19 protein-coding genes and 1 pseudogene are annotated in these 26,352 nt (G+C 72.7%); 10 read left to right on the plus strand and 10 right to left on the minus strand.

Going from position 1 to position 26,352, the window contains the following annotated elements:
• Positions 1-50 precede the first annotated feature (50 nt).
• The 5 genes from ACFYR3_RS30560 (at position 51) to ACFYR3_RS30580 (ending at position 6,768) form a co-directional block, all read left to right on the plus strand.
• On the plus strand, positions 51-863 hold the full coding sequence (locus ACFYR3_RS30560; RefSeq protein WP_389285238.1) for a hypothetical protein: 813 nt from the start codon (positions 51-53) through the stop codon (positions 861-863).
• A complete protein-coding gene (locus ACFYR3_RS30565) occupies positions 860-1,402 on the plus strand; it encodes a histidine phosphatase family protein (protein ID WP_355838486.1) in 543 nt (180 codons plus the stop codon). Before ACFYR3_RS30560 ends, ACFYR3_RS30565 begins: the two co-directional genes overlap by 4 nt.
• Positions 1,403-1,810: 408 nt before the next feature.
• Positions 1,811-2,437, plus strand: coding sequence for a YigZ family protein (locus ACFYR3_RS30570; RefSeq protein WP_355838489.1), 627 nt, complete (start codon positions 1,811-1,813; stop codon positions 2,435-2,437).
• Positions 2,438-2,546: 109 nt separating this feature from the next.
• The gene (locus tag ACFYR3_RS30575) at positions 2,547-3,710 is read left to right on the plus strand and encodes an exonuclease SbcCD subunit D (RefSeq protein ID WP_355838492.1); all 1,164 of its coding nucleotides are present in this window, start codon (positions 2,547-2,549) and stop codon (positions 3,708-3,710) included.
• A 55-nt stretch (positions 3,711-3,765) separates the two neighbouring features.
• Positions 3,766-6,768 carry an AAA family ATPase gene (locus ACFYR3_RS30580; RefSeq protein ID WP_389285239.1) on the plus strand — a complete coding sequence of 1,001 codons (3,003 nt, stop codon included), beginning with the start codon at positions 3,766-3,768 and terminating at the stop codon, positions 6,766-6,768.
• Between the two features lie 93 nt (positions 6,769-6,861).
• On the opposite strand, the gene ACFYR3_RS30585 is transcribed toward ACFYR3_RS30580, so the two are convergent.
• A complete protein-coding gene (locus ACFYR3_RS30585) occupies positions 6,862-7,308 on the minus strand; it encodes an Lrp/AsnC family transcriptional regulator (protein WP_261704188.1) in 447 nt (148 codons plus the stop codon).
• A gap of 369 nt (positions 7,309-7,677) precedes the next feature.
• Here ACFYR3_RS30585 and ACFYR3_RS30590 point away from each other — a divergent pair, with 369 nt between their 5' ends.
• A complete protein-coding gene (locus ACFYR3_RS30590) occupies positions 7,678-8,160 on the plus strand; it encodes a rhodanese-like domain-containing protein (protein WP_355839286.1) in 483 nt (160 codons plus the stop codon).
• A 122-nt stretch (positions 8,161-8,282) separates the two neighbouring features.
• Positions 8,283-8,798 carry an immunity 21 family protein gene (locus tag ACFYR3_RS30595; RefSeq protein ID WP_355838498.1) on the plus strand — a complete coding sequence of 172 codons (516 nt, stop codon included), beginning with the start codon at positions 8,283-8,285 and terminating at the stop codon, positions 8,796-8,798.
• Between the two features lie 143 nt (positions 8,799-8,941).
• Here ACFYR3_RS30595 and ACFYR3_RS30600 read toward each other — a convergent pair whose 3' ends face one another.
• Positions 8,942-10,633, minus strand: coding sequence for a DUF885 domain-containing protein (locus tag ACFYR3_RS30600; RefSeq protein WP_356782445.1), 1,692 nt, complete (start codon positions 10,631-10,633; stop codon positions 8,942-8,944).
• 63 nt (positions 10,634-10,696) lie between these two features.
• Positions 10,697-11,203 (minus strand): Lrp/AsnC family transcriptional regulator, encoded by a 507-nt coding sequence (locus ACFYR3_RS30605; protein WP_355838504.1) that lies wholly within the window; start codon positions 11,201-11,203, stop codon positions 10,697-10,699.
• Here ACFYR3_RS30605 and ACFYR3_RS30610 point away from each other — a divergent pair.
• Complete coding sequence (locus ACFYR3_RS30610) at positions 11,165-12,475, plus strand: trans-sulfuration enzyme family protein (protein WP_389285240.1); 1,311 nt, start codon at positions 11,165-11,167, stop codon at positions 12,473-12,475. The genes ACFYR3_RS30605 and ACFYR3_RS30610 overlap by 39 nt on opposite strands.
• Before the next feature lie 645 nt (positions 12,476-13,120).
• Here ACFYR3_RS30610 and ACFYR3_RS30615 read toward each other — a convergent pair.
• The 5 genes from ACFYR3_RS30615 to ACFYR3_RS30635 all read right to left on the minus strand — a co-directional run bounded on the left by ACFYR3_RS30615 (position 13,121) and on the right by ACFYR3_RS30635 (position 22,440).
• Positions 13,121-14,569, minus strand: coding sequence for a GNAT family N-acetyltransferase (locus ACFYR3_RS30615; protein WP_355838510.1), 1,449 nt, complete (start codon positions 14,567-14,569; stop codon positions 13,121-13,123).
• Between the two features lie 200 nt (positions 14,570-14,769).
• Positions 14,770-17,418 (minus strand): DUF6493 family protein, encoded by a 2,649-nt coding sequence (locus ACFYR3_RS30620; RefSeq protein ID WP_389285241.1) that lies wholly within the window; start codon positions 17,416-17,418, stop codon positions 14,770-14,772.
• Positions 17,415-18,863, minus strand: coding sequence for an SWIM zinc finger family protein (locus ACFYR3_RS30625; RefSeq protein ID WP_389285242.1), 1,449 nt, complete (start codon positions 18,861-18,863; stop codon positions 17,415-17,417). The genes ACFYR3_RS30620 and ACFYR3_RS30625 overlap by 4 nt, the downstream gene beginning before the upstream one ends.
• 137 nt (positions 18,864-19,000) lie before the next feature.
• The gene (locus ACFYR3_RS30630) at positions 19,001-20,596 is read right to left on the minus strand and encodes an alkaline phosphatase D family protein (protein WP_389285243.1); all 1,596 of its coding nucleotides are present in this window, start codon (positions 20,594-20,596) and stop codon (positions 19,001-19,003) included.
• A 362-nt stretch (positions 20,597-20,958) separates the two neighbouring features.
• Complete coding sequence (locus ACFYR3_RS30635; protein WP_355838520.1) at positions 20,959-22,440, minus strand: PLP-dependent aminotransferase family protein; 1,482 nt, start codon at positions 22,438-22,440, stop codon at positions 20,959-20,961.
• Between the two features lie 47 nt (positions 22,441-22,487).
• Here ACFYR3_RS30635 and ACFYR3_RS30640 point away from each other — a divergent pair.
• A pseudogene (locus ACFYR3_RS30640) lies at positions 22,488-23,276 on the plus strand (DMT family transporter); the annotation flags it as partial.
• 120 nt (positions 23,277-23,396) lie between these two features.
• On the opposite strand, the gene ACFYR3_RS30645 reads toward ACFYR3_RS30640, so the two are convergent.
• Positions 23,397-24,227 (minus strand): alpha/beta fold hydrolase, encoded by an 831-nt coding sequence (locus ACFYR3_RS30645; protein WP_355838523.1) that lies wholly within the window; start codon positions 24,225-24,227, stop codon positions 23,397-23,399.
• 360 nt (positions 24,228-24,587) lie between these two features.
• Entirely contained in the window at positions 24,588-25,241 is a 654-nt protein-coding gene (locus tag ACFYR3_RS30650; RefSeq protein ID WP_355838526.1) for an NAD(P)-binding domain-containing protein, read from the minus strand.
• Between the two features lie 110 nt (positions 25,242-25,351).
• On the opposite strand from ACFYR3_RS30650, the gene ACFYR3_RS30655 reads away from it, so the two are divergent.
• Positions 25,352-26,236 (plus strand): RNA polymerase sigma-70 factor, encoded by an 885-nt coding sequence (locus ACFYR3_RS30655; protein ID WP_355838528.1) that lies wholly within the window; start codon positions 25,352-25,354, stop codon positions 26,234-26,236.
• Positions 26,237-26,352 lie beyond the last annotated feature (116 nt).

Here is a 26,352-nt window from a genome sequence, read left to right on the forward strand (position 1 = left end):
ACGGCCCCCACCTCCCCACACCCGGCCGTACGTCCGCCTAGGCTCACCTCGTGCTCCGTATCCTCGACGCCCGCACGGGCGAACCCATCGACGCAGCCCTCGCCCGCCGCGGCCTGGTCCGCGTCCACGCGCACCTGCCCGGGTTCGACATCACGGGCCTGCGGGTGCTCGTGGTCGCCGACGTCCTGGTGCGCGCCCTGGAGATCGGCGGCAACCCCGTCTGGGCGACGCTGACTTCGGCGCCCGACCCGGCGGACACTGTGGACAGGGCGGATCCCGAGAACCGGACAGCCCCATCGGACGCATCGGCCCCATCGCATCCGGCAGACCCTTGGGGTGAGGCGGGACTCCGGGCGCGTGCCACCGAACTCGGAATCCGGCCGTTCGAGGTTCACCGCGAGACGGAGCCGGGACCGGCGGCGACGCGGACCGTCGACGTCCTCGTTCCGGGGGCCGCGGGGACGGACGGGCCGCGCGTCGAGGTGGCGCCCGTCGACACCGGGAGCGGTCCCGCGGCCCTTCCCGGGGATCCCACCGCGCTGCGGCTGGCTCTGCTGGCGCGGCGCCGGGACCTGCCCCTGCGCCTCGACGCGGACGCCCTGGCGGAGGCCGAGGGCACGCTCAAGGGCTGGCGCGCCGCCGTCGCCGGATGGGCCACCCGACCCTCCAAGCCGGTCCCCGAGGACGTACGCCTGCGGTTGCGCGCCGCCTGGGAGGACGACCTGGACGTCCTTGCCGTGCTGGATGTGCTGCGGTGGGTGGAGACGTCGGACGTCGCCGAGGGCGCCCGCTTCGAGACGTACGCCTATGCCGACCGGCTGCTCGGCCTCGAACTCACCCGCGAGATCGGGGCGTCGCTGTGAACGAGCGCGCCGCCGCGGGCCCGAGGCGAAGACTGGTCGTCCTGCGGCACGCCAAGTCCGCCTGGCCCGACGGCGTGCCCGACCATGAACGGCCGCTCGCGACACGCGGCCGTCGCGACGCCCCCGCCGCCGGCCGCGTCATGGCGGGAGCCGATCTGCTGCCGGACCTCGCGCTGTGTTCGACCGCCGTACGCGCCAGGGAGACCTGGGAGTTGGCGGCCGAGCAGTGGGGCACCCCGCCGCCCGTACGGCTCGATGAGCGGCTGTACGCGGCCGACGTACCGGAGTTGCTGGAAGCCGTGCGCGAAGTCCCGGAACACGTACGGACCTTGCTGCTGGTCGGGCACAACCCGGGACTTGAGGAACTGGTCCTCGAACTGGCCGGGGACGGCCTCGACGACACGTTGGACCAGGTCCGGACGAAGTTCCCGACCTCGGCCGTCGCGGTCCTGGTCTGGCACGGCAGTGCCTGGCACGAACTCGGGCCAGGTGACGCGCTGTTGACGGACCTCGTCGTGCCGAGGGGCAAGAAGGAGTGAATCCCGGCCGACGCGAGCCCGGCGCCGACCCTCCGGGCCGCATGCGGAAGGGTGGAGCACCCCGCGGGTGACGGCCCGCTTGCGCCGTCACCCAAGGACGAGGTTGCGCCGTGGGAGGACACCGACCTGACCCGCGTGGCTCGCGGGAGCGCGCGCTGCCCGCCGCGGGCGGTGCGTGAACGCGGGCCCGGACGCCGCGGGCGGTGACATGATCGCGGGCCCGGACGCCGCCGCGGTCCTGGCCCGTCGGCCACACGGGCGGGCGGGCAGAGCCTGATCGTGGGTCCGGGCATCGTCCCGGTCCTGGCCCGTCGGGCACGCGCGCGTGCGGTGCATGATCGTGAGCTCGGGCGTCCTCCCGGTCCTGGCTCGTCGGGCGCGCGTGCGGGCAGCGCATACGCTGGCGTGATGCAGGACGAGTACCGCACAGTGGCCCACGCGGGCGTGCACGAGACCGAGATCAACCGCTCCCGATTCCTGTGCGCCCTCGCCCCGGCCGCCACCGAGCGGGAGGCCCAGGACTTCATCGCCGCCGTCAGGAAGGAGCACGCGGACGCCACGCACAACTGCTTCGCGTACGTCATCGGCGCCGAGGCCGCCGTGCAGAAGGCGAGCGACGACGGCGAACCGGGCGGCACCGCGGGCGTCCCCATGCTCCAGATGCTGCTGCGCCGGGACATGCGGTACGTGGTCGCTGTGGTCACCCGCTACTACGGCGGGGTCAAGCTGGGCGCCGGCGGACTGATCAGGGCGTACGGCGGCTCGGTGGGCGAGGCGCTGGACGCGCTCGGCACGATCACCCGACGTCGGTTCCGGCTGGCCACGGTGACCGTCGACCACCAGCGGGCCGGCAAGGTGCAGAACGATCTGCGGTCCACCGGTCGCGAGGTACGTGATGTGCGTTACGGAGAGGTGGTCACGATCGAGATCGGGCTGCCGGACGCCGATGTGGAGGCCTTCCGGGCGTGGTTGGCCGACGCGACCGCGGGGACGGCCGATTTCGAGCTGGGCGGAGAGGCCTACGGCGACGCATGACAATCCGGGCAATCCATTACTAATGGGCGAATTCCTATGATGGTCATGGCGGGCCGATACGGGAGTAACCGCCCGTGATGTCAGACCCGGCCGTTACCCTTCGGGGATCATGAGGCTCCTGCACACTTCCGACTGGCATCTGGGCCGGGCGTTCCACCGGGTGAACATGCTCGGCGCCCAGTCCGACTTCATCGGCCATCTCGTCACGACCGCGCGCGAGCGTGGGGTCGACGCGGTGGTCGTCTCGGGAGACGTGTACGACCGTGCCGTCCCGCCACTGGCCGCGGTCCAGCTCTTCGACGACGCCCTGCACCGGCTGGCCGACCTCGGCGTGCCCACCGTGATGATCTCCGGGAACCACGACTCGGCGCGCAGGCTCGGCGTCGGCGCCGGACTCATCGGGCGGGCGGGCGTCCACCTGCGGACCGACCCGGCGGCGTGCGGCACCCCCGTGGTACTGCCCGACGCGCACGGCGACGTCGCCTTCTACGGCCTGCCCTATCTCGAACCCGCCCTGGTGAAGGACGAGTTCGGGGTGGAGAAGGCGGCCCACGAAGCCGTGCTGGCCGCCGCCATGGACAGGGTCCGAGCCGACCTCGCCACCCGCGCGCCGGGCACCCGCTCCGTCGTCCTCGCCCACGCCTTCGTGACCGGCGGAGAGGCGAGCGACAGCGAGCGGGACATCACCGTCGGCGGCGTGGCCTCCGTGCCCGCCGGAGTCTTCGACGGCGTCGACTACACCGCACTCGGCCACCTGCACGGCAGCCAGATCATCGCCGAGCGCGTCCGCTACTCGGGCTCTCCGCTGCCGTACTCCTTCTCGGAGGTCGGCCACCGCAAGAGCATGTGGCTCGTGGACCTCGGCCCCGACGGCTCCCTGACCACGGAGCGGATCGACTGTCCCGTGCCCCGCCCGCTCGCCCGCCTCCGCGGACACCTGGAAGACCTCCTCGCCGACTCGGAGCTGGAGCGCCACACGGGCGCCTGGATCGAGGCGACCCTCACCGACCCGGTGCGGCCGGCCGACCCCATGGCGCGGCTGGCCGACCGCTTCCCGCACACACTGAGCCTCGTCTTCGACCCCGAACGCTCTCCACACGCCCCGGACGTCTCGTACGCCCGCCGGCTCGCGGGCCGCACCGAAGAGCAGATCGCCGAGGACTTCGTGGCCCATGTGCGCGGCGCGGGCCCCGACAGCCACGAACGGGCCGTGCTCCGGGACGCGTTCGACGCCGTCCGCGCCGACGAGACCGTACGGGAGACCGCCCGGTGACATCACGCCCGCCGCGCACCCACGGGGCCGCCCGCACGGAGACCGAGGGAGACCGATGAGGCTGCACCGCCTGGACATCACCGCCTTCGGCCCGTTCGGCGGCGCCCAGCAGGTCGATTTCGACGAGCTGTCCGCCGCCGGGCTCTTCCTGCTGCACGGACCGACCGGCGCGGGCAAGACCTCCGTCCTCGACGCCGTCTGCTTCGCGCTGTACGGAGCGGTTCCCGGTGCCCGGCAGAGCGGTCAGGGCCTCGGTCTGCGCAGCGACCACGCGGCACCCGCGACCCGCACCGAGATCCGCCTCGAACTCACCGTCGCCGGACGCCGGTTGGAAGTGACCCGGCAGCCGCCGTGGGAGCGCGCCAAGAGGCGCGGCACGGGCACCACGACCGAGAAGGCGCAGAGCTGGCTGCGCGAGTACGACTCCTCGGCGGGCTCCTGGAAGGACCTCAGCCGCTCCCACCAGGAGATCGGCGAGGAGATCACCCAACTGCTCGGCATGAGCCGCGAGCAGTTCTGCCAGGTCGTGCTGCTGCCCCAGGGAGACTTCGCGCGCTTCCTGCGGGCCGACGCCGAGGCCCGCGGCAAGCTGCTCGGCCGGCTCTTCGACACCCACCGCTTCGCCGAGGTCGAAAAGCGCCTCGCGGAGAGGCGGCGCGCCGCCGAGGCAGAAGTGCGCGCCGGTGACGCCGTGTTGCTGGCCGACGCGAACCGGATGCACCAGGAGGCGGGGACCACCGTCGAGGAGCCGCTGCCCGACCTCGCGCCCGGCGATCCGGGCCTCGCCGAGTCCGTGCTCTCCTGGGCCGCGGTGGCCCGCAGCGCCGCTCGCGAGGGGTTGACCATCGCCCACTGCGCTCGCAGGGCCGCCGAATCGGCGCAGGCCGCCGCAGACCGCGCGCTCGACGACGTACGCGAAGTGGACCGGTTGCAGCGCCGGTTCACCGAGGCGCAGGAGCGCGCCGCGCATCTGGAGGAGCGCGCCGACGGCCACCGGGACGACCGGACGCGAATGGAGCGAGCGCGCAAGGCCGAGGCGGTGGCCCCCGCACTCGACCTGCGCGATTCCGTCGAGGCGGAGCATCGGCGCGCGGCCGCCGAGGAGACACACGCGCGTGCCGCCCTGCCGGAGGCTTTCGTCGGCGCCGGAGCGCCCGGTCTCGCGGCCGCCGCACGCAAGGCCGCCGAAGAAGTGGGAGGGCTGGAGTCGGCGCGCCGTTCGGAGCGGCGCCTCGGTGAACTCGGCACGGAGCGCGCCTCCTTGGACCGCCAGGAGCGCGCCGACGAGGACGTCCTTCAGGACACCGAGAGCTGGCTGGCAGGCTGGGAGGACACCCGCGCGGGCGTCGAGGCGCGGATCGACTCCGCGCAGGAGGCCGCGGCGCGCGCTGAACAGCTCGCCGTCCAGCGCGAACCGGCGTTCAAGCGGCTCGCCGCGGCCCGCCTGCGCGACGAGTTGGCCCGGGACACCGAGAACGCCCACGCGCGCAGCCTCGCCGCCCGCGAGCACGCGACGGAGGCGCACGCCCGCTGGCTCGACCTGAAGGAGAAGCGCCTCCAGGGCATCGCCGCCGAACTCGCCGCCGGGCTGGTGGACGGCGAGTCCTGCGCCGTGTGCGGCGCCACCGAACACCCCGCGCCCGCCCGGAAGATCGCCGGTCACGTCGACCGCGAGACGGAGGAGCGGGCCCTCAGCGCCTACCGGCACGCCGACGAGGAGCGCGCCGAGGCCGAGCGCCGGCTCGGAGTCGTACGCGAGGCACTGGCCGCCGCGACGGCCGAGGCGAGTGACGCGCCGACGCGGCAACTCGCGGAAGAGGCCGAGGAGTTGGAGCGTCTGCACATCGAGGCCCGCGCCGTTGCCTCCGGGCTGCATGCCGCGCGCGAGGCCCGCGAGCAGGCCGAGCGGGAACACGAGCGGCGGCTGGCCTCCCAACAGGAGGCCGCCCGCCGGGTCGCCTCACGGGCCTCGCTCCGGGATTCCCTCGACCGCGAGAAGGCTTCGCTGGAAGGGCAGTTGGAGCAGGCGCGCGGCACTGCCGGGAGTGTGTCCGAGCGGGCCGCGCAGCTGGAGCGGCAGGTCGCGCTGCTCACCGAGGCCGCGGACCGCGTTCGAACGGCCGAGGACACTACGCGGCGCCTCAAGGAAGCCGACGCGCGTCTCGCCGACGCGGCCTTCCGCGCCGGGTTCGAGACTCCGCAGGCGGCGGCCGCCGCGCTGCTCGACGACGCGGCCCACCGCGATCTCCAACGACAGCTCGACGCCTGGCAGTTGGAGGAGTCAGCGGTGCGCGCCGTGCTCGCCGAGGCCGATACCACGGCCGCGGCACGGCGCCCGCCCGTCGATCTGCGGGCCGCCGAGCGGACGGCCGAGTCCGCCGCCCGGCGCCTGCGGGAGACCGCGTCCGCGCAGGACGCGGCGGCCCGGCGCTGCGCGGAGCTGGACGTGCTCTCCACCCGTGCGACCAGAGGAGTCCACCGGCTCGCCCCGCTGCGCGAGGAGTACGACCGGGTGGCCCGGCTCGCCGGTCTGGCGGCCGGCACGTCGGCGGACAACGAACGCAAGATGCGCCTGGAGTCGTACGTCCTCGCCGCCCGTCTGGAGCAGGTCGCCGCCGCCGCGACCGTGCGCCTACAGCGGATGTCCTCGGGGCGCTACACCCTGGTGCACTCCGACGGCCGTGCGGGCCGCGGACGCAGCGGGCTCGGACTGCATGTCGTGGACGCCTGGACCGGACGGGAGCGCGACACGGCGACGCTCTCCGGGGGCGAGACCTTCTTCGCCTCCCTCGCCCTGGCCCTCGGCCTCGCGGACGTCGTCACCGACGAGGCCGGCGGGGTACGGCTCGACACGCTCTTCATCGACGAGGGCTTCGGCAGCCTCGACGACCAGACCCTCGACGAGGTGCTCGACGTCCTCGACTCGCTGCGCGAACGCGACCGCAGCGTCGGCATCGTCAGCCACGTCGCCGACCTGCGCCGCCGCATCCACGCACAGCTGGAGGTCGTGAAGGGGAGAACGGGGTCGGTCGTACGGCAGCGGGGCGCCGAGGACTGAGCCATGTGCCCGCGTGCCTGGGTGCCTTGGTGTCCGGGTGCCGGCGCCCGAACCGGGACGGTCCGGAGCTCCCGTCGCGGTCTCGGGGCGGTCTCAGTGGCCCAGTGGGCGGCGCGGCAGCGGTGAGGAGTAGACGACGCTCGTCGTCACCGAGCCCAGCGTGCCGATCTTGCCGGACACCGTCTCCAGGTGGCCCATCGAGCGCGCGGCGACCTTGATGACGAAGCAGTCGTCGCCCGTGACATGGTGCGCCTCCAGGATCTCGGGCGTGACCTCGACGAGGTCGTGGAACGGCTTGTAGTTGCCGTTCGGATACCTGAGCCGGACGAACGCCAGGATCGGCAGTCCCAGGCTCTCGGGGTCGACGACAGCCGCGTACCCCTGTATGACGCCCGCCTCCTCCAGGCGGCGCACCCGCTCGGTGACCGCGCTCGCGGACATGGAGACGGCCCGTGCCAGCTCGGCGAAGCTGGACCGGCCCTCGCGCTGGAGGACGTCGAGAATGCGCCAGTCGGTGGCGTCCGGGGAATACGCGGTCATCCGTGATGAATACCAGGAGAATCCCCGGCTGATCAAGAGCGTTGCCGTGGATCGTCACTTCAGGACGGAGATCGACAGACGTAGATTTCTGGTCAGGAAGTCCCGCGGGATTCGGTGCGGAGCGGCACCGGGGTGGCAATGGCGGCACCGGTCCGGCGGGACTACGGAGCAAGGAAAGGCCAGACCATGACTGCGACTGCCGATGGCATCACGACCCGCACGGTGACCGGTTCCGTGTCGACCACGAGTACCCCCGGGGCGGGCAAGGTGACCGGTTCCGTGCCGACCACGACCACCGCCGGGGCGGACACGGCGACCGGTCCCGCGTCGACCACGACCACCGCCGGGGCGGACACGGCGACCGGTTCCGTGGTCGGTTCAGTGACGGTGGCGAACCCCGTTCTGCGGGTGGCGCCGGCGTCCCCTGCCGCGGCCGCCGCCTACTTCGGCGCGAGTCTCGCGTTCCACGCGGACGTGTCCGACGTGGCAGCCGCCCTCGCCGCCGACGGCGACCCCGGGTTCGTCGTCCTCGACTCCCGCTCCACCGCCTCGTGGGACCAGGGCCACATCCCCGGCGCGGTCCACCTGCCCACCGCGCTGATCCCCGAGCAGGCCGAGCAGCTCCTCGACAAGTCGGTGCCGGTCGTGACCTATTGCTGGGGCCCCGGATGCAATGGCGCGACCCGCGCGGCCCTCGCCCTCGCCGAACTCGGCTTCCAGGTCAAGGAGATGCTCGGCGGATTCGAGTACTGGGCGCGCGAGGGCTTCGAGTTCGAGACCTGGGAGGGGCGCGAGCGCCCCGCCGCGGACCCGCTGACGGCGCCCGTGGACGCGGCGGACTGCGGCTGCTGACTCCGGGGAACGGGGGATCGCGCCGACGGCCTCGGCACCCGCCTTTCGCGCCGATGTCCCCCTCCGGCCTCCTGGGGATGCCTGCCGTACGGGGGCGGACGGGTGCCGTGTAACTTCTGCGCATGCCAAGATACGCGGACCCTGGTGCGGTCCAGTGGGTGGAGTCGGGCGGCGGGCCGCTCATAGCGATTCCGGAAGTGGTGCTCCCGTTCTGGTCGGGGGCGGACGGCGACGACATGTCCTGCGACTACGACCGGTCCTGTGACGTCGACGGGTTCATCGGCCTCCTGCCCGTGGGCGACACCTGGGCCCTGGTCCTCGGCGACGATCCCGCCTCGACCACCTACCTCCCCGAGCACGGCATCTTCGTACGCTGGTGCGCCGCCGAGTCCGAGGACGAACTGCTCTCCCTCGTCCCGGCTGCGCTGGCGGAGGCCGTGTGGGAGCCGGAGGTGCAGTGGAACGTGCCCGGCCCCGTCGTCCTCTTCGACGCCGCCTGGCCGGGCACCGCCTCCGAGGGCACGGACCACCTGAGGGTGGCGCTCGAACCGGGCCGGTACGGGGTCCGCGCCGCCCGCGTCGAACCGGGACCCGAGACATGGGTCGGTTTGGTACAGCTGCGTCGGCTGACGGCCTGATCCCCTTCGGGGACTGGCCTCGGGGCGCTCTGACAACCGGGCGCCCTGACAACCCGGTGCCCTGGCAACGGAACGGGGTCGTTTGATTGTGGGCGCCCCGACAAGGGGCGCGGCGGCCGGAAGCCGACCGCCGCGCGGAGCCGTCAGAGCCGGGACAGCTCGTCCACCAGGTCGTCCAGGCCCAGGGAACCCTGGGACAGGGCGGCCATGTGCCAGGCTTTGGCGTCGAAGGCATCACCGTGGCGCTTCTTCGCGTTCTCACGGCCCAGCAGCCAGGCCCGCTCGCCGAGCTTGTAGCCGATGGCCTGGCCGGGCATCGTGAGATAGCGGGTCAGCTCGCTCTCCACGAAGTCGGCCGGGCGGCTGCTGTGCGAGCCGAAGAACTCCTGCGCGAGCTCCGGAGTCCAGCGCTCACCCGGGTGGAAGGGCGCGTCGGCCGGGATCTCCAGCTCCAGGTGCATGCCGATGTCGACGATGACCCGGGCGGCACGCATCATCTGCGCGTCGAGGTAGCCGAGGCGCTGCTCCGCGTCGGTGAGGAAGCCGAGCTCGTCCATCAGGCGCTCCGCGTACAGCGCCCAGCCCTCGCAGTTGGCGCTGACCTGGCCGACGGTGGCCTGGTAGCGGGACAGGTCGTCTACGACGTACGCCCACTGCGCGAGCTGGAGGTGATGCCCGGGCACGCCCTCGTGGTACCAGGTCGAGACGAGGTCGTAGACGGGGAAGCGGGTCTGCCCCATCGTGGGCAGCCAGGTACGGCCCGGCCGCGAGAAGTCCTGCGACGGGGCGGTGTAGTACGGGGCCGCGGCGCTGCCGGGCGGGGCGATGCGGGACTCCACCTTCCGTACCGGCTCGGCGAGTTCGAAGTGCGTGCCGTCCAGAGCCGTGATCGCCTCGTCCATCAGCCCCTGGAGCCAACTCTGGACCTCGTCGACGCCCTCGATGTGCCGGCCGTGCTCGTCGAGGTGCGCGAGCGCCACCCAGGGAGTCGCCGCGCCGGGCAGGATCTTCTCGGCCTCGGTCCTCATCTCGGCGAGGAGACGGTGGTACTCGGCCCAGCCGTACGCGTACGCCTCGTCGAGGTCGAGATCCGTACCGTTGAAGTAGCGCGCCAGCCGTGCGTACCGCTCGTGGCCCACCGTGTTCGGCGCGCCCTCGATCGTGGGCGCGTACACCTCGCGCATCCAGTCCCGCAGGGCGACCAGCGCCTCCGTCGCGGTACGGGCCGCCGCGTCCAGTTCCTCGCGCGCGGAGTCGGGGCCCGCCGAGACGAAGTCCTCGAACCAGCCGCGGCCCTGTCCGTCCGTGTCCGACCACTCGGTGAGCTGGTCGATGAACGTCGCGGTCGGGCGCGGTCCCGCGTACAGCTTGCGGTCGAGCCCGAGCGCCAGGGACTCCCGATAGCCCGCGAGCGCGGCCGGTACCGCGCGCAGCCGCTCGGCGACCGTGGCCCAGTCCTCGTCGGTCTCCGTCGGCGTCAGGGTGAAGACCTGCCGCACACTGTGGGCCGCCGTGTGCAGATTGCCGACCGACCGCAGGCCCTCGCCCGCGTCGTGGACCGCGAGCGCGGCGGTGAGCCGCTCACGCAGCAGCCGGGCACAACGGCGCTCGATGTCACGTTCCGCGCCTGGCTGCCGCTCCGCCGCGTCCAGCCGCGCGAGTGTCACCCGCGCCAGCTCGGCGACGGCGTCCTGGCCGGCGGGCGAGGTGTCGGGGAGCCTGCTGTGACTCTCCTTCACACCGAGGTAGGTGCCGAGAACCGGGTCGAGGGCGATGAGCTCGTCGACGTACGCGTCGGCGACCTCGCGGGGCAGCGGGTTCTTCGTCTCTGACATGCGCACATCCTCATACGAGGACGGGCGCCGCGTCAGCACGGCCAACCGGGCTATTTCACCGCATCAGCCGGATTTGGCCGGGGCCGATGTGCCCGGCGCCGCGGGCGGCAGCAAGGGGCCGCAGTCCCACTGCTGGAATATCAACCGCGTCTCGACCCGCGCCACTTCACGCTGCGAGGTGAACTCGTCGAGCACCAGTCGCTGCAGATCCGCCGCGTCCGCGACCGCGACATGGACGAGGTAGTCGTCGGGACCCGTGAGGTGGAAGACGGTCCGGGACTCCGGCAGCAGCCTGATCCGGTCCACGAACGGTCCCACCAGCTCGCGGCGGTGCGGCCGGACCTGGACGGACAGCAGCGCCTCGAGACCCCGGCCGAGCTTCGCCGGGTCCAGCCGCAACTGATGGCCGAGAATCACCCCTGCCCGCCGCAGTCGGGTCACCCGGTCGAGGCAGGTCGAGGGCGCGACCCCGACCTGCGCGGCGAGATCGCGGTACGTCGTCCGTGCGTCGTTCTGCAACAGCCGCAACAGATGAAGATCCACCGGATCGAGTACGACGGAATCGGCCATGGCGCGAACGTAACACGGGATGTGGCGCCCGAACCCCGCCCGGTGTTCAGGATTCCGCCCATGGACTCCGTTGTGTACGACACCAAGGGCGCGCATGACGCGCAGGACGACCTGAGCGGAAACGGCCAGGTCTTCGCGGCTCCGACCAGGGCACTCGCCACGGAGGCCGTGCACGCCGGCCGGGAGGATCTGGCGGCTCTGGGGCTGCACGCGGCCCCGATCGACCTGTCCACCACCTACCCGTCGTACGACAGCCGTGGTGAGGCCGCCCGGATCGACGCCTTCGCGGCCGACGGCGCCGAGCCCGAGGGCCCGCCCGTCTACGCCCGCCTCGGCAACCCGACCGTCGCCCGTTTCGAGACCGCCCTCGCCCGCCTCGAAGGCACCGAGAGCGCGGTCGCCTTCGCGAGCGGCATGGCCGCGCTGAGCGCCGTCCTCCTCGTCCGCAACGCGATGGGGCTGCGCCATGTCGTCGCCGTACGTCCCCTGTACGGCTGCAGCGACCACCTCCTCACGGCCGGGCTGCTCGGCACCGAGGTCACCTGGGTCGACCCGGCCGGCATCGCCGACGCGCTGCGTCCCGACACGGGCCTCGTGATGGTCGAGTCCCCGGCCAACCCGACGCTCGCCGAGCTCGACCTCCGGGCCGTGGTCCACTCCTGTGGTTCGGTCCCGCTCCTCGCCGACAACACCTTCGCCACGCCCGTGCTCCAGCGCCCCGCCGAACAGGGCGCGCGCCTGATCCTGCACAGCGCCACCAAGTACCTGGGCGGCCACGGGGACGTGATGGCCGGGGTCGTCGCGTGCGACGAGGAGTTCGCCCGGAAGCTGCGCCAAGTGCGGTTCGCGACCGGTGGTGTCCTGCATCCGCTGGCCGGCTATCTGCTCCTGCGGGGACTGTCGACCCTGCCGGTCCGGGTCCGGGCCGCGTCCTCGAACGCCGCGGAACTCGCCCGTCGGCTCGCCGCCGATCCGCGCGTCGCCCGCGTCCACTATCCGCGCATCGGTGGCGCCATGATCGCCTTCGAGGTGCACGGCGACCCGCACGACGTGATCGCCGGAGTCCGGCTGATCACCCCCGCCGTCAGTCTCGGCAGCGTCGACAGCCTCATCCAGCACCCGGCTTCCATCAGCCACCGCATAGTCCCCACGGCGGACCGTCAGGACGCAGGCGTCAGCGACCGCCTGCTGCGCCTGTCGGTAGGCCTGGAGGACGTGGACGACCTGTGGTCCGACCTGGAGGGGGCACTGGGGTTCACCAGCGGGGGGTGAGGGGCCGGGGAGCGCCCGGCGGCGCCTCGGCGGTACCGGGCGGTGCCGACAGCGCCTCGCGACACCAGCGGCACCGGCACTGCTAGCGGTACCAGCAGGCCAGCAGTGTCAGCAGTGCTTGGCTGTGGTCGACGGTGCCTGGCCGCGCCGACGGCGGCTGCGGGGCCGGCATTCCCCGGCGGTTTCTGGTGAGCCACGGTCAGCCCAGCGCCGCTGTGGACGTGGTTTCGCCGATCAGCTGGTACCCGGGGTACAGCGTCGGTCGGCCGGCACCCGCGGGTCTCGCGTCGGGCGGACCGGCTGACCCAGCTTCTCGGGCCGGTCCGTCGCCACCAGGCTTCTCGCGCCGATCTGCCGGCACCCGGGGCCCTCGCGGCAGGCAGACCGCCGCCACCCGGCGTTCCTGCGCCGGGCGGAGCGGCTGACCGGTGGGGCGCCGCGGCGCGGAATGGCGGGTGGCGGAGCGGACGGTCCGCGAACCCGTCCGCTCGGAGGCCCGGGCCTGCGAAGGGGCGGGCCTGCGAACGGGCGGGCCCGCTGGCCGGCCGACCGGCCCTCCGGCCGACCGGCCCTCCGGCCGACCGGCCCTCCGGCCGACCGGACCGCGGGCTCGACCGGACCGCGGGCCCGAGTTATCGGGGTCGGTTAGTCCCGACGGGCCCACGTTCCGTGCTGTGCGTGGCCCTGGCTCTGGTCGTACGGCGGACGGGAGCTCGCCGGAGTCGCGTCCAGGCGGGCGGTGATGACCAGGGTGCCCTCCTCGATCTGGTAGTCGAGCGGGAGGCCGAGGCTGCGCATGGCGGCCACCATGCCGGTGTTGGACGCCTGCGTGACGGCGTACACGCTCTCGCAGCCGGCCTCGACGGCCATCGTCACCAGGCGGCCGAGCAGTTCGACGCCGATACCGCGCCGCTGCCAGTCGTCCTCGACGAGCAGCGCGACCTCCGTCTCGTCGCCGTCCCAGAGGAGATGGCCGAGCCCGACGATCCTGCCGGATGCCGTCTGTACGGCGAGGGTGCGCCCGAAACTGGGGCTGAGCAGGTGGTTCAGGTACCGGTCCGCGTCCCCGACGGGGCCGTGGTACCGCATGCTCAGCGTGCGCGGCGAGCAGCGCTCGTGCATCGCCTTGGCGGCCTCGACGTCGGAGGCGTCGGCGCGCCGTACCGTGATCGCGTTGCCCTGGGGCAGTGTCAGCATGTCCTGCCCGCCCGGAATACGCGGACCGAGCCGCGCGTCCAGCTCGACCAGAGCCCGCGCCCGGGCGAACTCGGTCGGCGTGAACGGCAGATACGGCCGCTCCACCGTGATCACCCCGCCCTCCGGCGCGCGCAGCCGCATCACCGTGTCCTCGAGCGCCCCCTCCACAGGAGCCCCTTCCGCCGCCCGGCCGGAGACGGGAGAGGTTGCGGGCAGCGAGCGGATCGTGCACCGGCCGAGCAACTGCCGTAGCGCGAGGGGAAGTTCGGAGGCGTCGAGGGCAGTGCGGGTGGCCAGGCCGAGCACCCGGGTCGGCGCGTCCACCAGATCGTGGGCGTCGGCCCGCTCGATCCAGGTCGCGGTGCCGCCCGCCTGGGCCACGTTACGGGTGATCTCGGACGTGGCCAGTTCGGCGGGTGCGCGCAGCAGGAACTCGTCGACCGTCCCGTCCGCCAGCGGGTGCGTCTGGAGGCTCAGGATGTCGACCTGGCGCTGTGCGAGCGCCGTGCACAGTGCGGCGAGCGAACCCGGCGCATCCTTGACCGTCGTACGCATCCGCCACAGCACGGTGGCCTCCACACCGGCCACCGGTGCGGCGGTTCCCGCCCCCTCTGCGGCAAGCCCGCCCGCTCGACCGTCCGAGGGCGGCCGGGCGCCGGGATCGCTCGTCGGCGGCGCGTGACCGTGGTGCCGTGCCCACCATGTGTGGAATCCGGCCGTGGCGACCAGGATCACCGCGGAGATGAGCAGCAGCGCGGCACCGTCCGGCCCGTGCCCGATCAGATTGGCCACACCGTCCGCGACCGCTACGGCCGTGAACAGTGCGGCGAGTTCGACGATGTCCCGTCGCCAGTGGTGGACGGGCCGTCCGTGCTTCGCACGCGTCACATCAGACATGTCTGGAGTCATACAGTCACTGTGAAGGAACGGTGTTGCGTGATCACGAACGGCTTGTGACTGATCGGTTAAGTGTCGTTCTGCCCTTTTTGCAGTTCTTTTTACGGGTCATTTGCCTCGAACGCGCGAGCGGGCTGCTCACCTGGTCAGGTGCCGCCCGGTATCTGATCGCCTTGCGCCAGGGGTGTGGCGGCCCTACGTCAGGCGGCGGCCTCCTGCGTCAGCGCCGTCCGTAGCCGCCGGGCCTGCGTCACCACCTTGGACGAGCCGCGCCGCCCGGCGGTCCCGGCGAGATGCGCGAGATCACCGCGCGCCCCGGACCGCTCGGCACAGTCGGCGGCGACGGCCAGCAGCTCACCGAGCCCCCGCACCGGTCCGCCACTCGCGCCGTCCGCGGTGAGGTCGGCCAGCAGGCCCGGCAGCAGGTCGCGCAGCACCGACCAGACGGTGGCGTACGCGCCCGTGGCCGCCGCCGTGCGTATGGACTCGGCCAGCCGGGACGGCTTCAGCGCTCCCCTGCTCACCAGCTCCCCGATGTCCGCGCCGAGCCGCCCGGCGTCGAGCTGCCCCCGCGCGGCGAGGACCAGCAGGGCGTCCACCGCGGCGAGCCGGTCCTCGGGATGCCGGGCCCCGAGCCCGTACGCCACGCACAGATGCAGTGCTTCGCCGGCCTCACCGTCGGCCTCGGCGAGGAGCGGCAGTATCGCGGCGTCCGTGCGACCGTCCTCCACCGCGGCCGTGCTGATGTCGCGCAGCAGCCGCGCCGCCACGAGCTCCCGCCGTCCCGGTACCACGGCCGGCCAGTGCTGCAGGTCCCTGACGCCCCAGTGCCGGCAGTACCCGCGGTCCTTGAACACCGCGAAGGGGCGTCCCAGATGCCGGAACTCCGGGGGAAACAGGCCCTGTATCTCTTCGAGTTCACCCAGTTCCACCAGGATGCGGACGCCTGAGGTCCGTCGGCGGCTCTCCGGGAGCAGCGGCCCTTCGGCGGCGAGCCACTGGGCCAGCCGGTACCCCTCGGGGCTGCCGAGAGACCGGGCCCGCGCGGCGGCTGTCGTCTTCGCAGGGTCGTCGCGCCGTACCCGCAGCAGCGCCTGCGCGAAGTCGGCGGCGCCCGGCCGGGCGTCGAGCCGACGGTACTCGGTGAGGCGGGCCACCAGCTCGTCGGGCTCCAGCAGCCCGGTGTCCCAGGTGGGAGTGGCCAGCAGTAACGGCATCGGGTCGGCGCGGAGCCGGTAGGCCACCTCCCACAGGCGCGCCTCGAACGCGCGGGACAGAGCACTGTGGTGGCAGTTCCCACTTGTCGTGCCCTGCTGCACCGCAGCATGGAGCGTGTCCATGCCGACCTGCTCGAACAGGGCCGCAAGGACGACTTCGAGACCCTGTGGCGAATCACGGTAGTGCCTGCCCGCGTTCGAGTGCCGCGGATCGCCGTCCCCCCACCAGAATCGCGCGACCACGGGGCCGAGGGCCTCCAGCAGAGCTTCCCGGTCGCGGTGGGCGTGGCGGACCAGGCCGTCCAGGGTGCGCTCGAACACGGCGACGCCACCACCGGAGGCAAGCAGCGCGCTGACCTCCTCGGCCAGTTCGGCCACCGAGTCAGGTGCCGTCGCCAGCCGTGCGCGCTCCGGAACGGGCGGCAGCACCTCTTCCTGGACCACCGAAGCGGGGCCGAGAGCCTCGATGCCGAGGAGCCGCTGCGCCCGCAGCCGCAACCCCGGGCTCAAGTCGTCGGTGAGCTCGGCGAGTCGATCCCGAGCGTCGCCGGAGTCGGGCAGTGCGGTGACATGGCGCTCCACCAGCTTCAGCGCACGCTCCTGCACCTCCGTGTCCTCGTGCCCGAAGGCTTCCGCCACCGCGGGCAGCAGCACATCCGCCGTGGACGGATCGCGCTTGAGGACCTTGCCCAGCAGGACGAGCTGGGCCCGTACCAGCTTCTTCTCGGTACGGAAGAGCACGCCCGAGGACATCTCGGCCAGCCGGCGGGACGTCAACTCGCCGTCCAGCGCGAGGGAGGCGAGCACGGACTGCGCGTGCCAGGCGACGGCCGGAATGGCCTGGCAGGCGAGCGCCGTCCAGTCGGCGGAGCGCTCGCGTTCCTCGTCACGCGTCGGGCCGAGGGACGACAACAGGCGCAGGAAAACCCGTTGGTCGGCGGGGACACCGCCGCGCAGCAGCCGGGCCACGCAGGCATCCACCAGGACCTCGCGGTCGAGGTTGCCCTCCTCGGCCAGTTCGGCGAGGGCGTTGTACCAGCTGCCAGGTCCGTCGCCGAACAGCCAGGCGATCCGCCCCGTGACCTCCATCGATTCGAAAAGGGCGGCGATCATCCGGGGCAGGTGCGGCTCCTTGCGCAGTCGCTGCACCACGGTGCCTCCGCTGTGCCACGAAGCACCGATGTGCTCGAACCAGCCCTGCACATAGGCGTCGGTCGTCGGAACCTCGCAGCCGGACAGCCCCACCAGTCCCGACAGCAGGGCGAACGGGAGCCGGGACGTGATCGGCCGGCCGGCGAGCCGGTACGTCAGGTCGGCGAGCCAGCCGGACTCGCGGTCGCCCAGCACATGGAGGAGGGCACCGGGGGAGGCCTGGGACCAGCGCATGTCGGCCGCGGCGATCCAGGTCGCCGCCCCTGCGGCGCCCGTGTGACAAGCGGCTCCCGCCGCGTGGAGCGCGGGATAGGCCACTCGGGATTCCGCGTTCCACGGCGCGGTCCGCAACTCCTTGCGGAGCTCCTTCAACGCGGGCAGGCAGGCGCGGCGTTCGCCGTCGGTCATCCCGTCCAGGAGACCGGCGGCCTCGACCGTCTGCCCCGCCCGTACCGCATTCAACAGTGCTTCGCCGCTCATCGCACATCGCCCCCGTCGACCGGAACTTCCAGAAATTCTTCGCGTCGTCCGCCGACCGGAGCCGGACTGTCCCCGTGCTCGGCCCGAGCGCCCCGCCGCACCATCCGCACGGCGAGGGCGTGCTTGCACGGCCCGCGTCCGCCCCGGTACTTCGCCCACCACAGGCAGGAACAGCTCAGCGTTCCCGCGTCGTCGCGGACCCGGTGCACATGTCCGTCGTCGGCCGTCACCGTGCCGATGGCACCGTCCAGTGTCACCGCCCCCGCAGAGACCAGCGCACGGGCCGACCGAAGGCGCGGATTGTGCCGCTCGACCCGCCCCGCGTCGTAGGGCAGTTCGCGGTGGAAGTACGCGGCTTCCGCGGTGTCGTACCCCACGCGCCCCGAGGTGCCCAGCCGGATGAGGGCGGCCCTCACCCGCTCGGCCGGCAGACCGGAGGCGGCGGCCAGGTCACCCACGTCGACGCGCGGCTCCCAGGCCAGGAGCACCGCGATCAGCTCCGCGTCCTCGCCGGCCTCGTCGGTGGCGAGGGCGTCCAGTACCCCGCCCTCCCCGGAGAAGCCGCGGGAGGCGTCCGGCGACAGCGTGAGCGTGAGCCGCATGCCGGGCAGGACGGCTTCCCAGGCGCCGGCCGCGACGGCTTCGCCGGTGACCGGTGGGCCGTACACCCGCAGAGCCGTCGCATGGCGCAGCACCCGCTGGAGCGCGATCAGCCGGTCGGGGCCGGGCAGACACACCGCCCCCGGAACCGGCCGGGTCGTCGGACGCAGTCCCCGGCCCGCCGGCGCCACCCACTGCGGACCGCCCGACATCCCGCGCGCGGTGCCGCGCGGCAGGGAGCGCAGGAACCGCACCGCCTCCGCCGCGGGCAGCTCGGCCCGCAGATCGAACCCGGCCGCTATCACCTGGGCCTCGGCGAATCCCCGCAGCCAGCGGTCCGGCAACGGCACCTTCTTCTCCACGACCGGTCCGTCCAGCGTGGTCACGGCCATCTCGTAGGGGCCGACGCGAAGGTGCAGCGGATCGTCCGTGCCGATGCGTGAAAGGGCCTCGCGCAGCGGGTTGTTGACGTCGACGTTGGTCGTCCCGTGCCCGATCTCGTCGCCGTCGAGGCCCGCTGTCAGGACGTCCAGACGCGCGTACACCCCGCCGCAGCCGGAGAAGGACTCGAACCGGAGCCGGTCGCCGTTGCCCGTGACCACCGGGTCCAGCGAGGCGCGCAGCTGCGGCTGGTAGTAGCGCGCCGCCGCGACATCGGCCACCGCCAGCAGACCCGCCGCCGCCACTTGAGGTGACGTCAGAAAGCCCGCGAAGAACCGCGGATGGTCCTCGATCCCCGTGGGCGTCGCGCCCCGCGAGGTCTCAAGTCCCAGGCGCCGTCCGTCCGGTGCGGACTCCAGCGCGGAGGGTCGGGTGTAGGCCACGGCCTGCAACGATCGCGTCATGGGAAAACCGTAGAGGCGACCACTGACAATCGCCTCTGACCTGCGACGACTTGCTCGTCAGGTCACTTCGGCGGCGGGCCCGCCGGGCCGCGCGCCGGGGACGGCCCCGGGGCGCGGCCCGGCGGTTCGAGTACGGTCTACTGCCCTGCGCGCCCCGGCTGGAGCACCTGTGTGAACAGCACGGTCCCGTCCTGTTCACGCAGCCGCACCGTCAGCTCGCCGCTGTCGCCGTCGATGTCGACCTCGCCGAAGAACTGGTAGCCGCCGGCGGGCGAGACGTTCGAGGCGACGGGAGCCTTCACGAACACCCGCTCCGGACCGAACGTGTTGTCCAGCGTGCTCGCCGGGAAGGCACCGGCGTTGAGCGGACCGGAGACGAACTCCCAGAACGGCTCGAAGTCGGTGAAGGCGGCCCGCGACGGCTGGTAGTGCTGCGCCGAGGTGTGGTGCACATCGGCGGTCAGCCACACGGTGCCCGTGATCCGCCGGTGCTTGATGAACCGAAGCAGCTCGGCCAGCTGCAGCTCACGTCCGAGGGGCAGGCCCGGGTCGCCCTGCGCGACGGCCTCGATGTTCGGCTTTCCTTCGGTCGTGTCCGGCACGACGAGGCCGAGCGGCATGTCCGCGGCGATCACCTTCCACACGGCACGCGAGCGCGACAGCTCATGCTTCAGCCACTCGAGCTGTTCGGCGCCGAGGATGCCCTGCGGGTCCGTGGTCTGGTTGTCCGGGGAGTTGGCGTTGCGGTAGGTGCGCATGTCGAGGACGAACACGTCCAGGAGCGGCCCGTGGCGCACGACCCGGTGCACACGGCCGTCCCGGTCGCCGGGCCGCAGCGTAGAGACGGGGAAGTACTCGCTGAACGCGCGTCGGGCCCGGGCCGCCAGGACGTCGACGCTCTTCTCGGTGTAGCGCGTGTCCGTGGTCGCGATGACCTCACCCGGGTACCAGTTGTTGCGCACCTCGTGGTCGTCCCACTGGATGACGGAGGGCACCTGGGCGTTGAACCGTTTGAGGTTCTCGTCGAGCAGGTTGTAGCGGAAGTTGCCGCGGAACTCCGCCAGCGACTCGGCGACCTTGGACTTCTCCTCGGTCGTGATGTTCCGCCATGTGCTGCCGTCGGGGAGCGCGGCGGTCGCGGCGATCGGGCCGTCCGCGTAGATTTTGTCACCGCTGCACAGGAAGAAGTCGGGGTCGAGCCGGGCCATCGCGTCGTAGATGCGGTAGCCGCCGATGTCCGGGTTGATGCCCCAGCCCTGCCCCGCCAGGTCGCCCGACCACAGGAAGCGCACGCCGCCGCGCCGCCCGTGCGGAGTCGTACGGAACGTCCCGCTCACCGGCTCGCCGGTGCGCCGGGGGTCGTCGGGGTCGGCGAGCAGGACACGGTAGTGGATCTGTTCGCCGGAGGGCAGTCCGCGCAACCGGGTGGTCCCCGTGAAGTCCGTGTCCGGGCCCAGCAGCGGACCCTGCCATCTGTGGGGGTTGCGGAACGACTCGGTGGCCGAGGTCTCCACGATCATCCGGGCCGGGCGGTCGGACCGGACCCACACGAGGCCGGAGTCGGCGGTCACGTCGCCCGCCTGGACACCCCAGCCGGCCTTCGGCCTGCCGGACAGGGCGAACGCCGGTGCCGAACCGAGCGCGGTGGGCAGAGCCAGTGCCGCCGACGCGGCCAGGGAGCCGCGCAGCACGCTGCGGCGACCGGGAAAGGAGCTGAGCGGACGGTGCGACATGGATACGCCTCCGGGGACGGATTCGGCCAGTGTGCAGTGCCACAACTACTGGTGCGCCGCAGCGCACACGGAAACCGCGGGTGAACAACTGACCCTGGGAAGTGGGGGATTGCCGCGCAACTTCGGGGTTGGACCGGGTTGGCGGGGCGGTGTGGGGCGGTGAGTGGCTCGGCTGGACCCGGTGGACTCGGACTGTCCAGGTCCCGCCCGGGCCCCGGCTCCGCCCCGCCCGGGCCCCGGCTCCGCCCCGCCCGGGCCCCGGCTCCGCCCCGCCCGGGCCCCGGCTCCGCCCCGCCCAGGCCCCGGCTCCGCCCCCGGCCCGGAGTGGGTGCCTCCGGGCGACGCGCGCAGGTGAGGGTGCTTCAGGGCGCCGGGGACCCGTCATGGGCACCTTGTTCGCGCACGGCGTGCGCCATCAGCCGCACGCCGTCGCGTATCCGCGCGGGCGGCAGATGGGCGTACCCCAGCACCAGCCGTACACCGTCCACGGCCGTCTCTCCGTAGTGTGCCGAGGCCCGGACCGCCACCCCGGCCGCCGCGGCCCGTGCCAGGAAGCGGTCCTGTGGCCCGTACCGGTCGGGGAGCGCGGCGACGACGTGCAGGCCCGCCGCGATCCCGGAGACCTTCGAGCCGGGAAAGTGTTCCTCCAGGACCGCGACCAGGAGGTCGCGTCGCTCCCGGTAGGCGCGTTGGCAGCGGCGCAGCTGACGGTCGTAGTCGCCGCGCTCGACGAAACGGGCCAGAAGCGCCTGGTCCAGGACCGGGTTGCCGAGGTCCATGGTGCGTTTGCGTTCGACGACCTCCTCGACGTGGGACGCGGGGACGAGCAGCCAGCCGAGCCGCAGCCCCGGAGCGAGCGATTTGCTGACCGAGCCCGTGTACGCGACATGCTCGGGATCGAGCCCCTGGAGGGCACCCACCGGGGCACGGTCGTAGCGGAATTCGCCGTCGTAGTCGTCCTCGATCACCAGCCCGTCCACGGACCGGGCCCAGTCGAGGAGCTCCGTGCGGCGCCGCGCCGAGTACGCGATCCCCGTGGGGAACTGGTGGGCGGGCGTCGTCACCACGGCGCGTACGCCGGAGGCATTGAGGGGAGCCATGGCAAGACCCTCGCCGTCCAGCGGCAGCGCTACGGTGCCGATGCCGGCCGAGGCGAACAGCGAGCCGTGTTCCGGACTTCCCGGATTCTCGACGCCCACGCCGGGCGCCCCGCGCGCGTGGAGCACGAATCCGAGCAGCGTCATCGCCTGCGCGACCCCGGAGACCACGATGACGTGTTCCGGGTCCGCGACCACGCCCCGGCGGCGAACGAGCAGTTCGGCGAGGGCCGTCCGCAGCCTCGGCAGACCGCGCGGATCCGGGTAGCCCATCGCCTGGTGGGGCAGTTCGGCCAGTACTCCGCGATGCGCGGCGGCCCACGCGGCGCGCGGAAAGAGGGACAGGTCGGGGGTTCCCGGCACGAAGTCGGCCCGTACTCCGGTCGGCCGTGGGGCGAGGTCACGCGCGCGTGGACCGATTGCGCGGACCGCGCCGCCCACCCAGGTACCGGCACCGCGGTCACTGCGCAGATACCCTTCCGCCGTCAATTGCTCGTACGCCTCCGTGACCAGCCCCCGCGACACGCCGAGATCACCGGCCAGCTCACGGCTGGAGGGCAGCCGGGTGCCGGCAGCGAGCCGCCCGGAACGGACCGCCTCGCGCAGCGCGGCCTGCAGCGTCCGTCCACGCGCGCGTGCCGGCGCCGCCGCGGCGGGCAGGAGCAGCTCCCAGGCGGCCGACCAGGGTGCCGCGCCCGCTGGATCGGGAGTCGGCGGGCCGCCTCGATTGGTCCCCGATGACGTCATGGAAGTGGACCTTAAACCGGACCGCCTCCCTTCATAGCGTCACCGTCATGAACGCCACCACCACCCGGGGAGCACTGCTCGCCGCCCTCGCCTGCGTCCTCGTCGGAGGTTCCTTCACCGCCAACAGCGTCCTTGGCCACTACCCGTACGCGGGCGGCCAGTTCCTGCGCTACGGCCTCGCCTGTGTCCTTCTGCTGCCCCTCCTCGGCCGGGGCGGCGCCGCCCCGCTGCGGCGGCTCACCATCCGCCAGTGGGGGCGCCTCGTGCTGATCGCGGCCGTCGGCATGGTCGGCTTCAACCTCGCGGTGCTCGCCGCCGAGCGCACGGCCGAACCGGCGGTCCCCGGCGTATTCGTGGGCTGCGCCCCGGTCGTCGTGGCCGTGCTCGTGCCTCTTCAGGAGGGTCGTCGTCCACAACGCCGGCTTCTGTACGGTGCGTTGCTCGTCGCCCTGGGCGCCTTCGCCGTTCAGGGGTGGGGCCGCACAAACGGGGCCGGGATCGCCTACTCCGTGGGCGCGCTGGCCGGGGAAGCCGGGTTCGCCGTACTGGCCGTACCGGTACTGCGCCCCCTCGGGCCACGGCTGCTGTCGGCCACCGTGTGCGGGATCGCCGCGGCCGAGTCGGCGGTGGCCGGGGTGATCACCGGCCGCGGAGCGTGGCTGCGCGTGCCGGACGCCACCGAGGCGACCGCGCTGCTGTGGCAGGCGGCGGTCGTCACGGTCGTCGGCTTCGTCTGCTGGTACATGGGCGTGCAGCGCATCGGCGCGGAGCGCGCCACGCTCTTCTCCGGCCTCGTCCCCGTCGCCGCCGCCTGCACCGCGCCGCTCGTGGGCACAGGCACCTACGGGGCCGCGCAGGCCGCGGGAAGTGCCCTCGTAGGCGCCGGAGTCGCCCTCGGGTCGGGCGTGTTGAGCCTTGTGTTCGGACGCGGTTCACGGGCTGCCGCCGAGGACCCCTCAGCTGCTGCCGTCGAGGATGACGCGGGCTACGAGCGCCGGGTCGTCGTTCATCGGGACGTGGCCGCAGCCGGGCAGCCGCACAAGCCGTGCCCGCGGAATGATCTGCTTGGCCCGGACGCCCTGGCGGCGCATCAGCAGCCGGTCGCGGGTGCCCCAGGCCACCGTGACGGGAAGCGCCGGGATGCCGTCCGTGAACTGGACGTTCGTGCCCGCCCGGAGGGTCTCGGTGAATCCCTCGGCGTGGGCGAGCGCGAGTGTCTCGGCGACGACCGCGTCCGCTGAACGGCGGCCGGGCCGGGCGTAGATGGTGCTGGTCAGCACCGTCCGTCCGGCCGCCGAGCGGGAGAGCCGCTCGATGACCGGGACCGGCATGCGCCGGGCCGCCGCTCGCATGGCGATCAGCAGACCGAAGGCGTAGCGCCGCTCCACCGGTGACCAGAAACCGGCGGGCGAGAGCGCCGTGACGGACCGTACGAGCTTCTCGCGGCCCAGTTCCAGGGCCAGCAGCCCGCCGAGCGAGTTGCCGGCGACATGCGGCCGCTCGATCTCCAGCGCCTCGCACAGCGCGCCGAGGACGGGCACCACCGTCGACAGGTCGTGGGTGAGCCCTTCGGGCAGCGCCGGGGACTCGCCGAAGCCGGGAAGGTCCACGGCAATGACGTCGCGTTCGGCCGCGAGGATGGGGATGACCGGGTCCCAGGCCTGCCGGTGGTGGCCGATCCCGTGCAGCAGGAGCAACGGTTCACCGGTGCCCACGCGCGCGTAGGACAGGGTGACCGCCCTCGGGCCGCGCGGGGAGGGGAGGCTGACGGTGACCGTGTCGGGCATGGGACTGCTCCTCGTCTGGACGCCGTGACGAACCAACTCGTAGACAGCTTGTCAGCAACTGCTACCGACGGGTAGCCCCAGTCGTCACGAACCGTACGTCAGGATCCGTTCGGCGCGGATCGGGCAGTCGGGCCCAGGCGGCCGAGGGTCGGGCAACCGAGGACCGGGAGCCGAGGACCGGGCGGGTAAGGATCGGGCGGGTAAGAATCGGGCGGGCAAGGACGGGCGACCGGGGACCCGGATGCCCGTACCTCGCCCCGGCCGCCGGCCCGCAGCTCCCCGCACCCGTCATCCCGCACCCGTCATCCCGCACCCGTCATCCCGCGCCCGTCATCCCGCCCCCGTCGGCCGCTCCCGGCCCTAGCGCGCCCTGTGCACCTCCACGTTGAAATCCGCGTGCCCGATGCCCTGGAACAGGCTCAGCCACAGCGGCAGATACATTTCCGCGGCCCGTGCCGTCCGGATGCCCCCGAGGTCGAGCACGCGGTGCGCCGGCCAGCCGAACTCGCCCAGCAGCGCCGTCACCCGCTCCTTGGCGCCCTCGTCGTCACCGGAGACGAAGATCTGGTGCTCGCCAGGCACCCTGGCGGGGTCGACCATCACTTGACAGTTCACGGTGTTGAGGCTCTTCACCACGCGGGCCTGCGGGAACGCGCGCTGGATCTGCTCGCCCACGCTGTCCGACCCGACGGGAGAGAGCCGCAATTCGCCGTCCTCGAACGCCATGGGGTTGGAGACGTCCAGCAGCACCTTGCCGTCCAGGTTCTCCTCGCCGGCCGACCGCAGCACGTCGAGAGCGACCCGCCCGCCCACAGCGTTCACGACGACCTCGCCGAAGGCCGCGGCATCCGCGAACGTGCCGTGACGGGCCGTGGGACCCGCACCGCCGGCCCACTCGACGGCCGCCGCGTTGTCCTTCGTGCGCGAACCCAGACAGACCTCGTGGCCCCGTTCGACCAGCTTGCCGGCAAGCGTGCGCCCCACGTCGCCCGTGCCCAGTACCCCGTATCGCATCGTCGTTCCTCCCGTGTCGAGACCGCGGGCCGGCGCCGGCCCGCCGTCATTGTGCTCCGGGGCGGCGATTTCGCCTGGACACGAAGGAAGGTGTCGGGTGGGATGGTGCGGTGGCTATCGACACCGCGACCGATGTGTTCGAAGAACATCGCCCCGTACTGATGGGTGTGGCGTACCGCATGCTCGGTCGGGTGGCCGACGCGGAGGACGTCGTCCAGGAAGCGTGGCTGCGCTGGTCCGCCGACGACCGGTCGGACGTGCGTGAACCGCGCGGCTACCTGGTCCGCGTCACCACCCGGCTCGCCATCGACCGACTGCGCCAGGTGCAGTCGCGCCATGAGTCGTACGTCGGACCATGGCTCCCTGAACCGTACGTCACCGACTTCGCCGACACCGTCCCGGACAGCGCCGAACGGACCGTCCTCGCGGACTCCGTCTCCCTCGCCGTCCTCGTCGTCCTGGAGTCCCTCTCACCCCTGGAACGCGCGGTGTTCGTCCTGAGGGAGGCGTTCGGCTATCCGTATGCCGACATCGCCACCGTCCTCGAACGGGGCGAACCGGCGGTACGTCAACTCGCCGGGCGGGCACGCAAGCACGTGGAGGAACGACGGCCGCGCTACGAGGTCGACCCGGCCGAACGCCGTGACCTCACCGAGCGGTTCCTCGCCGCGGCGGGCGAGGGCGATCTCGAGGGACTCATGTCCCTGCTGGCGCCGCAGGCGCGGCTCATCGGCGACAGCGGAGGCCTGGCCCAGGCGCCGCTGCGGGTCCTCGACTCCGCCGACAAGGTCGGCCGCTTCGTCATCGGCGTCGCCAGGAAGGGGGTACCCGGCCTGTCGTTCCGCTTCCTCGAGGTCAACGGCGGTGTCGCGGTGCTCGCTCTGTCGGAAGGCAAGCCGGACAGCATCATCCAGCTGGACGTCGCGGACGGTCGCATCCAGTGCGTCTACATCGTGCGCAACCCGGAGAAGCTGGTGGCGCTTTCCACTGACTGACCCCTCCCGAACGCCTCGGTCCGGGGCGCCGCAGGACAGCGAAAGCCCCCGTCTTTGGACGGGGGCTTTCGGCGTTGTGTCACGGACGTCGCCCAGTGAGAACAACCCGTGAACGC

The sequence above is a fragment of the Streptomyces sp. NPDC005784 genome, from assembly GCF_042871525.1.
GTDB lineage: Bacteria > Actinomycetota > Actinomycetes > Streptomycetales > Streptomycetaceae > Streptomyces.